Genomic DNA, 11,540 nt, shown 5'->3' on the forward strand with positions numbered 1-11,540 from the left:
CTAATCCGCTCGCAAGCCCGAGTTATCGAAGTGACGAAATGATCTTTGCGAGCTGGTTAAAAAACGCACAGCTGATCAGTGATGGTCTTTTTACATCCACCCAATGAAATTAAGCCTATTGGAGGCATGCACACACGGAATGTTTCGGTATAAACTATGTGTCCTTCCTGGCTCGCGGAAAGACCCGTTAGAAGAGAATATTTTGGAGTACATAATTGATCTCTGTAGAAAAAGATGAGGGGTTAACCGCACGGATTGCGCTGATCAATGAAGAGATAAAAAGACAGGACGTCGAATTCTACCTATTTGTTCCTGGAGAGCTGAATTTCTCCAAGAGCGTGCTCAGCGAAGATGAGTTTTACTACACGGTACTGTCTAACACCCGTACCTACTTTTCTTCGCAACACCATTTACCGCTTGTTCACTCCCGACTCGCCAGCCGGGATAAATTGCCTTCTGACAAATATCGTGTGAGCTTGAGCTTGTACGCGTATCAATATGCGCTTTCGCTGGAGAAAACCACACACCGCTTCTTCGATACCATGACAGACGTGGAAGAAGAAGAAGCCGTGGAGCAATTGGAAGTGATTACCGACATGGCGGTTGAGATCCTTCGTCGTCTGCGCCGTTATGTGCCGAAAGATGAAAGTCTCATCAAGTACTACAACAATGTCGATAACTACCTTTCCTGGTTGACTGAGCAGCGTTTTCTTTCGCTGGTGGCGCACATGCCAAGAAGCGCGGCGTTCAAGCCGATCAAAGAGCAGCTTTTGGCTTTTTGCGAATCTGAAGCTGCTTATCGTATCGACCAAAACTACAACTCATCCAAGGCGCAGAGTGACCCGACGCGAATGGTCAACAAGATGCGCCTTGCCCGTCGTCTGATTGAATATCCGGTAACGATTCGCCAGAACGATGTGGTATTGGGGCAGAACCTCAACAAACTGGCAAAAGGTGCGGCAGCAGGTCTGGTGATGATTTTTGTCACCTTTGCGATTATCCGCATGCGTAACTTCTTGGGTGAAATTACCCTGTCTTTCGCGCTGGCCATGGCGGGGTTATATGCCATGCGTGAAATTTTTAAAGACGACTTGCGTGATGTACTTTGGCGCTTTATTCGTAAAGGGCGTCCTAAGTGGCGCAAGATGTTTACTGACCCGACATCCGGTCAGCGTATTGGCAATCAGCTGGAGTGGTTGGATTACATCCCGTTCGACAAAATTCCTGATGACGTGCGCAAGATGCGTAAAGGCAAATTACGTCAACGGGAAGAGTCGGTAGTGAAGATCAAGATGGTGACGCAGATGTCGACCACCAAGTTCCTTAGCGGCTACGACATGACGCGGGAAGTGTGGCGACTCGATTTCCGTCCATTTTCCCGCCTGATGGCGCGTGGTAAGCAGCGCTATTACGCGCTGAGTGATGGTCAGGTGACGCGTGAATCTATCGACAAGCGTCACCAGTTTAACCTGGTTTCCAAGCAGAAAAATCAGGATGGCAGCTTCACGATTCAACGCTGGAAGATCACAGTGAATCGTTCCAAAGTGGTTGATGTAGAAGAAGTGTTCTCATAATTGTTCACTCCTTGATCAGTGAAAGTCCCGTGAATGGACAAGTAACTGATCGAGGGTGTGAGTCATATCAATCAATCGTCCAGCCACCACATGCACCACATCGCCTTCGCGCTCTAATATTCCTTTCACTTTTAATATCTTTGCCGATACAAACGGTGTGTTCTGTGCCCGTGCAGTGGCGAGCCACACCACCACATTGATGTTGCCAGTATGGTCTTCCAAGGTCACAAAGGTTACGCCACTGGCTGTCCCTGGGCGTTGTCTGCCAGTGACTACACCAGCAACAGTGACCGCTGAGCCTGAACGTATAGTATTGAGCTCACTGGCTAACCGATGTTTGCCCAGTTTGCCGTTTTCATCCAGCAGGGCGATAGGGTGCTTGCCGAGCGTAAGACCTGTGGCTGCATAATCCTCAATCAAGTCTTCTACCGCAGAAGGGGCGGCGATAGCATTGGCATCCGAGCTGTCCGGTTGTGTGTTTGAAAACAGCGGCAGAGCGTGGCTGTCATCCATCATCTGCCATCGGGCGGAAAAGCGGTTATCTGCCAGCACCTTGGTGGCGTTGGCACTGGCGAGCGCTTCCAGATCCCCCCGGCTCAATCCACATTGTCTTATTTCGTTGAGATGCTGGAATCCTTTGTAGGGGCGACATTGCAGCAGCTTCTCCGCACCAATGTCGGATAAGCCTTTCACAATACGAAAACCAAGTTGCAGCGCAGGCTGACCTTGGACTATCACTTGTTGGTGATCCCACTGGCTTAGATTGACGCAGACGGGAAGGATTTTCACCTGATGACGGGATGCGTCCTGCAACAGCTGCGAAGGGCTATAGAAACCCATAGGCTGACTATTGAGCAGCGAGCAGTAAAAGGCGACCGGATAGTAATGCTTTAACCAGGATGAGGTGTAAGCCAATACCGCAAACGAAGCACTGTGTGATTCCGGAAAACCGTATTCACCGAAGCCTTGGATCTGTCGGAAGATCTGTTCGGCAAACTCAATGTTATAACCGCGCTCCTGCATACCGTTAATCAGCTTTTCGCGAAAAGGAGCTAGCTTACCGCTGCGCTTCCATGCTGCCATGGCGCGGCGAAGCTGGTCGGCTTCACCGCCACTGAATCCGGCGGCGACCATCGCAAGTTGGATCACCTGTTCCTGAAAAATCGGCACGCCCATGGTACGCGACAACACCGACTCGACTTCTTTCGAAGGGTAGGTGATGTCCTCCTCACCCCAACGCCTTTTCAGGTAGGGGTGCACCATATCGCCCTGTATCGGACCGGGACGGACAATAGCAATTTGAATGACTAGATCGTAATAACAGTTCGGGCGCAGTCTCGGCAACATGCTCATTTGGGCGCGTGATTCCACCTGAAACACACCGACAGAATCGGCTTTCTGGAGTTGTTGATAGACAATGGGATCGTCACCCATGGCAATGATGTCAGCAATCGACAGACTGCGCTGATGTTGCTTGTCGATAATGGCAAACGCCTTGCGGATCGCGCTCAACATGCCGAGTGCGAGGATGTCCACTTTCAACAGTCCAAGGGATTCCAAATCATCTTTATCCCATTGGATCACGCTGCGTTCGGCCATGGCGGCATTTTCGACCGGCACCAGTTCGTACAACGGACCTGCGGAAATAATAAAACCGCCGACATGTTGACTGAGGTGACGCGGAAAACCGCGGATTTCTTCAACCAATTCCAGCAGCCAACGCCCAAGGTGTGATTGGGTGTCCAGACCTAATGCTTCAAGCTGTTCGCCTTTATCCAGCCCTTTGTCGCGGTGGTTGAGATTTTTGATGTAGTAATCCAGCTGGGTTTCATTGAGCCCCAACGCCTTGCCCACATCGCGGAACGCGCTTTTAAAGCGATAGGTAATCACAGTAGCGGCAATGGCAGCGCGCTGACGGCCGTATTTCTGGTAGATGTAGCGGAAGATTTCTTCGCGGCGTTCGTGCTCGAAGTCGACATCAATGTCTGGTGGCTCGTTACGTTCTTTCGAGATAAAACGCTCGAACAGGACATTGATTTTCTCTGGGTTAACCGCGGTGATTTCAAGGCAATAACACACCACAGAGTTCGCCGCAGAGCCGCGTCCCTGATACAAAATGCCTTGTGATTTCGCATACTGCACAATGTCGTAAATGGTGAGGAAAAAATACTCGTACTGCTGTTCGGCAATCAGCCCCAGCTCTTTATCAATGGTTGCGCGTATCTCTGGCTTAATCCCGTTCGGGAAGCGTTTGCCAATGCCTTCTTCTACCAAGTGTCGCAAGTAACTGCTGGCGGTGAAGCCATCTGGTACCAGCTCTGCGGGATATTCATAGCGAAGCTCACTGAGACAAAAGGTACATTTCGCCGCAATGCGCTGGGTTTCTTTTCGCCAGCGCTCGGGATAGAGCTTTTCCAGTTTCTCAACAGGTTTGAGTGCCTGTTCGCCATTTCTTGGCAAATCGAAGCCGCATTGTTGTAAAGGTTTGCCGAGCCGAATCGCCGTGATGACATCGAGTAAAGGCTGGCGGCGGGGGTGATGCATCAGTACATCATTGGTGCAGACAATTGGCAGGTCGTGTGCTTTTGCCAACGATTCCACCATGGCCAGATATGTGGATTCATTGGGCAGTAGCAGACGCTCAACGCCGATCCACAGTCTTTCTTCAAACGTGTTCTTCAACCAGTGCTGAAAATCCTCGGGTTTGTTTTTTTCTTCATGTTTGAGTGTCGGTAGCCAGATGCAAAGACACTGGGTGATGTGGCTGAAATCATCACTGAATACCTGATAATGCCCTTTTTCGCTGCGCATTCTGGCTTGGGTAATAAGGCGTGCCAGCTCGCCATAGGCTTGTCGGCTGGGGCAAAGCAGCACCAGTTTTTCATCCTGAAAGGTGATTTCTGAACCAATGATCAGCTTGAGTCCGAGGTTCTGGTCGCGGTTTGCAGTGTGAGCACGTACTACGCCAGCAAGCGAGCATTCATCAGTGATGGCGAGTGCGCTGTACCCTAAAGTGGCAGCGCGAACAACCAGCTCTTCCGGGTGGGAAGCGCCGGTCAGGAAGCTGTAATTGGTTTTACAGTGCAGTTCTGAAAAAGGCTGTGGGCGAATAGTCGAAGGTGTTGTCATAGGCAGCGATCTCAAACAGCGGATCAACAAAAAAGGCCATGCTCGAACCACTCACCTTGTGCGGTTCGAAATACCCAGCAAAGTTGTCCCCGTTTATTACGGGCGACAAAGTAATCGCGCTGGATGGGCGATTTATCCCACCAACCACCACTGACGCGTTCTGGGCCTGTAAGTGTGTCAGGGCGAGACAGCAGAGGGCGGGGAGACACATGAAGCAGTGCAGGACGTGTCGGCAGGAAGGGAGGCAAGAGCTGCGTACTTTTCTGCAACGGCAATTGGCGCTTGAAGGCACGCTCTGGGCGGTGGTCATTCTCCAGTGACAGGCTGTAAACCCCATGTTTCCCCGCTTTCGCCTGCATCAGGCTGATCAGTTCTCCCGGCGTGAGTTGTCCACGTTTACCTGCGAACAAATCCTGAGTGGGGGATTGTCTTGGCAGCAGAGTATTGGCTTCCAGTCGAAGGTGGGTGACAGGGGCATCCAGCTTAAGCTTTTCCAGATGAAGTTGGAGCAGCGGCATCCAGCGGCTGGTGGCAGATTCCGGCGTTGCTGCAGTGATCTCCAAGACTTTGTCATCTTGCTCTCGCTGTGTCAGCACAATGGTAATGGCGGGGGTGACCGCCTCCCTGACGTGCAGGAACTTCTCCATTTCTTTGAGCATGCGCTGAAGTGGAAAGCAAAGCGTCTGGCTATTGGAAATGTCATGCAAAAGCTCCAGTGACTGGTAGAAGTGCTCGGGCGGTGTGAAGCTCGCTGGTAAAGCGAGGCTTTTCTGGGTTAGGGAACGTAGGTGAGCTGTCAGCGGTTTACCGAAACGCTGACCGAGTGAATCCACCGGTAACGCCAGCAATTGCTTGGCGTGCCGGATTCCCATGCGCTCCAGCTGAACAACATGTCTCTCTGTGAATCCCAGTTCTCGCACAGCAAGCGCAGCGAGTGCCTGTTCAGCCGCTTCCGGGGTCAGGTAACCACAATCTGCCTTTGCGCGTGCAAGCCAGCGTGCCGCTTGTGGATAAGGGCTAAGCGCGAAGTGATATTGCACCTGCTCGCCACTGAGCACAGGCAGCAGTGATTGCCAGTAGTTGTCCAGCGAGCCATAAAGCTTGAGCATCGGAGTGACTTTCATCAAAAGCCCGTCCGGTGCGTAAGGAATGATGTCCGCGTTGACCTGATACAGCAGGGAAGCCAGTTGCAATAGACGGTCGGTTTCGGCCTGTTCATCATAGTCAGCGACGTCTAAGCCATGACATAGCGCGCTGGCGGTGCCAAGATCGTTACCCGTTACAATGCCATATTCCTGTGCCTGTGCGTTGGCTTGATAAACATGGCCTGTCGTGCGGGAAAGCACAATCAGCGGTGTTTCCACCCTGTTATCGCGGATAAGGGTGTCGAGCAGCAAGGCGGGGAAATGCAGATACAACCAGAGGATCATCGGAACAATGGCACCACGTTAGAGGTGTCTGCCAACTGGAGAGATGACAGTGTGATGGTTTCATGCGGCTCTGCTTGTTCGGCCAGTGAGAAGGTATGAAAAACAGGCGCTAATGGCACATGAAAAGGTTGAACAGGTAGGCCACGGCGTTTAATCACAGTCACCTTCAATCCTCCTTCATCAGGGATGGCAGACAGGCGGCAGCTTACCGGCAAACCCTGAACACTTTTTTGGTGGGTGATCATAAACAGCAGGCAGTCATTTTCGGTCGCAGCGAGTTGAAGGCGTCTGGCCTGAGTCACGGAAAGTGCTTCCCCCCAGAGTACGGCAGAGCGACAGCAACCACTTTTCAAAGCTTGTTCAACGCACCATAAGCTTGATGAAACAGACGCATCCAGAATGATCACCTTTTCTAAATCCAATCCTGCCTGACACAGGGCAATGGGGTTGAGCTCTCCCGGTGGCGCGGCAAACACGGTCAGTTCACTGTCTTTCAAAGCCGTCACGACAGCTGGCAGGATCAGGCGTAATTCACCAATGCCAAAGCAGGGCAATTGCAGTTCAACCACGCCGGATTCCGGCCAGCCGCCATCCAGCTTTTCATCAAGCACAGTGTGGCCGCTGGGGCGGCAGTGCGCTTTGGGTTGATAGAGACGGTTCGCCGTCCAGATCCCTGAATGCAGGGCGAGAATGTTATCAAGCATAAATAATAATACTGTATATATGTACAGTATTATTCTAGGGCGAGATTGCGGTTAGAACAAGTGTGTTTTGATGCATATTAGACGACATTGAAGAGGAAGAAGTGGCTCGTTAAGCGCTCAGATTGCCGATATACTCATATACCCAAACAACCTGAAGATGCAGGATTCAGCGAGATTGGCTGGCGTTGTGATCGCGGCGTTCCTTTGCAGGTGTAGTCATCTCCATCAAAAAGGAACAACAAAGAGCACGGCGTCAGTCAGCTCGCCCTAAGGGAGGGCCTCAATGCGCCCACTTCTTCGTTAAATTCCACGGAAATAGAACGACTATTCCTCGCGAAATTTTCCTCGAATTGAACGCATTGATGACCTCTGAATTCAAGTATCTTCAGGTCGTTTGGGTATAATCATTTAACCCAACTCTATGAAGATAAAATGAATAAGTGGGCAACATTATTTGGGGCGATGCTGTTGACGGGGTGTGTGGCCACACCGGATCCGGGTAGCGAAAAAATCACCGTCTTGTGGGGTGATGCATTAGAAATGCTGCATTGTGAAGATAAAGGCGTCGTTGTCGGCTCTCAGGGGCATTGGTACGACTATTGGCTGATTGAAGATGGTGTGCTGACTCAGGGCGCGGTGAATGAATTGCGTAACAAAGCGATGCTGCTGGAAGCGGATACTGTTCTACTGTATGCGCCAAAACCTTTCTCTACATCGGTCACTTTTCTGGCTAAAGCGTATCGCTGTCATCCGTAAAGCACCATCACGAAAATCAGTAGTGCGCTAAATGCTGCGGTGGTTTCCAAATGTGGAAGCCACTTTTTAATCTCTTGAGATATCGAGTGGTCTTCCACTTTCCCGGCAATGCCTTGTCGTGTCCAGCGTTGTACGTTCGGGTGAAAGAACAGGTATACCTTCACCAGAGAACCTACCATTTGCTCATACCATAGTAACACCACAAAGATGGGGTGAAATTGCCCTGACTGCACCGAAATCAGCATCACATTTAAACTTCGCGTAGCAGCCACCCAGAACAGATAGGCAATGACAACCTTGGGTCCAATGAGTGCTGCAACAAATATCGCCAGTGACGGGCCAATCAGGGTCGTCCACATGCTGATCCGTTGATCTAACAGACAGAGCCACAAAAACAGGCCAGCTTTGCGTGGACCGAGTTGGATAGCACGGATATTACTGCGGAGCATATTGCCGTACCAACGGGTCATCAGTGAGATACTGGTACCCAAGAAACTGCCTGAAGGAGCATCTTCCAGGCAAGTTACCGCCATGTCTGGAATGTAGAGCATTTTCCAGCGCTCTTTGAGCACATAAAACCAGGTGCTTTTATCGTCCCCTGTTAACATACGGATTCTGCCGTAACGCCAGTGTTTAACGTGGTCATAGCGCAAGCTTTCGATAAAGTCGGGAGACAGCGCCATGGAGGCGCGAAATGCTGAAAAGCGGCCTGTCAGTACCAAAACACGATAGGTCAGGCTGAGTGAGCTCATATAGAAATGGCGTTGTGCCATGCGCTGACGATACCATTGTCGGGTGAGGGAACTGCCTTTCACGATGGGCTTATTGTGCGTCGTCACCGCGCCAAGATCGTGATAGCGCATCAGAAACCCTGAGACTTTTGCCAATATACCTTCAGGGACCACAGTATCCCCATCCATCAGGATCAACACGCTGTCTTTGGAAACGGGGCGGTCTTCCGCCAGGAGAGTCAGTGCATCTGCCATGGTGTTACGCTTGCCGGTACCGTCCTGATCGATAATGAACAGAGTGACAGGAACCCGTTGTTTGAGCTTGTCGAACTGGGATTCAATGATACCGATATCGGCTTCGTCGGTAACACAAGCAACCGCGCGGCATGCAACGCCAAAGTTCCCAATCTCATCAATCAATGCTTTGAAGACGGGTGCACTGATCTCTGGTGTGGTGCGGTAACAGGGGATCACCACCAATATCTCGCTCGGTTTATGTGTCATCTCCGCCAAGCTGGAAATCACCGGATAACGAACATATTGGTAATAGAGCCCACGAAGTAGGTGAATGGATTTCCAGCCATAGCGCCACAATCCGATAAAGCCAAGCGTGTAAACTACCTCTTCCTGAACCGGGACATCAGGCAGAATGATATACAACCCCCAAAGCCCCAGAAGCAGGGTCGCGAAGAACAGCCACCAAAGGATAGTGATATGCCGAGGATCCTGGCGATGGAAGTTCTTGATGAAAAGGCGATCGACATTCATAGGTTGAACCAGTGTTTGAAGACATCTTTCCAACCCACTGTTGCAATCACAGTGGCGGGCTCATTCACTATGGTCGTCTCGGCACCTTGCTGTGGCACAACTTTGATCAGCGTATATTGATTAAGCCTTGGTAAGGTTTTTGGCAGGCCGCTCAATGATTCGCCTTCTTCGTTATAGATATCCGCATTGGCGGCGCTGTAGAACTGCACATGCTCTATTGTGCCGATTTGTTTTGTATCGTTACTGGCAAGTTTGTATTCCACTTCCATACCGATTTTGAGCAGTTCTGCTTTTTCGAGTGGCATTAATGCCAGAATCGAGCGTTGACCTCGGTCAGGACTGGGTGATGGAGACAGCTCAAAAATAGCGGTACCCGTTTGTACGATTTGACCATCACGGGCGTTGATAGCAACGATGTAACAATCGCAGGGTGCATAGGCCAACCCGCGGGTTTTCAGTCGTTCGATTTCTTCAAGAAGCTTGTCTTTTTCAGCGATCAAGATGTCGAGCTGACTTTGCGCTTCAAACGGGGATTTACCACTGATTTGCGCTTCTTTGGGTGGAACACCAAGCAAAATTTGATCTAATTGGCTTTCGATGGCTTCGATTTCGGCATCAAGTGAAAGGAGGTCTCTTTTGATTTCGAAAGTTTCAACGCGCTCCAGTTCACGTGTCACTGAGTCGACACTGCCTTTTCGGAAGCCCCTATCATACAGCTTTAAGATTTTCTCGCGGGTTTGGAGCTCTTCTGTCAATAAATCCTTTTTTTCAGAGAGTAGCTGAAGCTCTTTGAAAAGTTGGGAGTTGTAACGAGCCACCGACTCTCTACTTTGACGAAGCACGGTTTGTAAATAGTTAATCTGACTGTTGACCTTGTCCAGCTCTTGCTTGTCTTTAGCGAGCAAGTCCGTGCCTTCCTCGGTAAAAACGGAAAACAATAGGTCGCCTTCTTTGACTTGTTGACCGGGTTTGAAATCTGAAAGGTTTAATACACCGTTGTTATAGCTTCGTTGGGAGAGTACGGGTTGGCTTACAGCAGCATGCTGTGAGGTGATGTTGAGAATACGGGACTGCACCATCAAGGCGGCAACGGTAATGATCGCGACTGAAATTAAGGCAACGAGTGCGAAACGCCACCAGTTTTGCTGCATGCGCTGAACTTCTTCTTCGTGCAGCTGCGCTTTAACGCCGTAAGAGGTGACACTTTCCAGTGAAATCGTTTCACCAGTGAGGTAGGTATCCACTATCGATTGCAGCGTTTTCTGGTGACCGGAGTTTAGCGAATAGAACTGGCAACCCATTGCATAACCGCTTTCGCTGGCACGCATCACTTCAAATTGCATGGGGGTTGAGAAGCGTCCGACAGGGAGCTCAAAGCACAAGTGCCCATAGTGCTTATCGCCTTTCTTTCCAGGATAGAGGTTATCATCAATAGAAAATCCACCCACGCTCCATTCCTTGGTGGGATATAGGACGCCATCGATTTCAACTTGTGCCGGAAACTCAATGCGTGGAAATTTCCGCGCACCGGAACGGGACTGAAACGTGTGGATAGACCCTGTGTTGATAGCCGCTACTCCCATGTTGCCTCCTTGTTGGGCTACGCCTTGACTAGGAAACTGCAATTGTCGCGCCAACAAGACAAAGTTGAACTTGCAAGGCCATCGACTCAAAAAGAAGAACTAATGATAAGTATATAAGTAATGGCGACTTTTGGGAGGAAAGTGCAGCATCTACGGGGGCTAATGATTACCTTCAGAGCTGATTACCTTTTAGATATGACTGAGAAATCTGCGGCTTGCTCTCCCGACTCATCAAAAACGGGTGCTGCAAATTGAGAATCGAAAATCCTAATTTTCGCAATATGAGGAATAGTTGGACAGGAGGTGTGGATAATTCTGGAACAACAAGAAAGCGACTGAACAGCCGCTTTTTGTCTATGTAGGTAGCCACCAGTTTAAACTTGGGTGGCGCGCTCGAGATGGAATAGGTGTATTTCGTGCAGGATTCGCTCAGAGATAATCTCTGAGATGATGCCATCAAAGCGGCTTTGCAGATCCTGAATAGACGGGATCATCTGCATGACGCCAGCTTCATTTTCTTCCGTGATTTCCATGTCCAGACTCAGGTCACAATCGAGCGTGGCGATGAAAGGCTTCATGCGCTCCATGATGCAATTGACCATATATTCATTAGAACTGAGTTGATTCAACTCCTCGCGAATCATCTCGGTCATGGGGCTGTTTTGAGGTTCACAGCGCGAACCCCCCTCGGCAGGGAAAGGAATGACTGTCGGCATAGCGTAATCTCTTTAAAATATATAATAATTATAGGTTTCCGCCTTTAGGCGGTTTTTCTTATTTGTTGAATAGTTTAATAAAACCAGCCATGTTGACCAGTAGCCGCTTAAGATAGTGGAGCTCGGTTTGCAATCTTAATAAAAAGAAT

At 50.1% G+C, this 11,540-nt stretch carries 8 protein-coding genes; 2 read left to right on the forward strand and 6 right to left on the reverse strand.

The features are described from left to right. Positions 1-215 precede the first annotated feature (215 nt). On the forward strand, positions 216-1,574 hold the full coding sequence (locus tag D515_RS05485) for a hypothetical protein (protein WP_002536788.1): 1,359 nt from the start codon (positions 216-218) through the stop codon (positions 1,572-1,574). A gap of 15 nt (positions 1,575-1,589) precedes the next feature. Here D515_RS05485 and D515_RS05490 read toward each other — a convergent pair whose 3' ends face one another. Genes D515_RS05490 through imuA form a run of 3 tightly spaced genes read right to left on the reverse strand, consistent with a single transcriptional unit; the run spans position 1,590 to position 6,837 of the window. Next, positions 1,590-4,703, reverse strand: a complete 3,114-nt coding sequence (locus tag D515_RS05490; protein ID WP_002536790.1) for an error-prone DNA polymerase — start codon at positions 4,701-4,703, stop codon at positions 1,590-1,592. 23 nt (positions 4,704-4,726) lie between these two features. Further along, entirely contained in the window at positions 4,727-6,133 is a 1,407-nt protein-coding gene (locus tag D515_RS05495) for a Y-family DNA polymerase (protein WP_002536792.1), read from the reverse strand. Beyond that, positions 6,130-6,837: a translesion DNA synthesis-associated protein ImuA gene (imuA, locus tag D515_RS05500; protein ID WP_002536793.1), complete on the reverse strand. Its 708-nt coding sequence runs from the start codon at positions 6,835-6,837 to the stop codon at positions 6,130-6,132. The genes D515_RS05495 and imuA overlap by 4 nt, the downstream gene beginning before the upstream one ends. A gap of 432 nt (positions 6,838-7,269) precedes the next feature. Between imuA and D515_RS05505 the strand changes: the two genes are divergently transcribed. Next, positions 7,270-7,593, forward strand: coding sequence for a DUF4156 domain-containing protein (locus tag D515_RS05505; protein ID WP_002536794.1), 324 nt, complete (start codon positions 7,270-7,272; stop codon positions 7,591-7,593). Here D515_RS05505 and D515_RS05510 read toward each other — a convergent pair. The 3 genes from D515_RS05510 to D515_RS05520 form a co-directional block, all read right to left on the reverse strand. Next, the gene (locus D515_RS05510; protein WP_002536795.1) at positions 7,584-9,092 is read right to left on the reverse strand and encodes a glycosyltransferase; all 1,509 of its coding nucleotides are present in this window, start codon (positions 9,090-9,092) and stop codon (positions 7,584-7,586) included. The two genes, D515_RS05505 and D515_RS05510, sit on opposite strands and share 10 nt — an antisense overlap. Beyond that, the gene (locus D515_RS05515) at positions 9,089-10,675 is read right to left on the reverse strand and encodes an HlyD family efflux transporter periplasmic adaptor subunit (protein WP_039849643.1); all 1,587 of its coding nucleotides are present in this window, start codon (positions 10,673-10,675) and stop codon (positions 9,089-9,091) included. Before D515_RS05515 ends, D515_RS05510 begins: the two co-directional genes overlap by 4 nt. A gap of 374 nt (positions 10,676-11,049) precedes the next feature. Beyond that, the gene (locus D515_RS05520) at positions 11,050-11,391 is read right to left on the reverse strand and encodes a hypothetical protein (protein WP_039849645.1); all 342 of its coding nucleotides are present in this window, start codon (positions 11,389-11,391) and stop codon (positions 11,050-11,052) included. Between the last annotated feature and the right edge of the window lie 149 nt (positions 11,392-11,540).

Origin of the sequence: Grimontia indica (assembly GCF_000333895.2) — a bacterium.
In the GTDB taxonomy this organism is placed as follows: Bacteria; Pseudomonadota; Gammaproteobacteria; order Enterobacterales; family Vibrionaceae; genus Enterovibrio; species Enterovibrio indicus.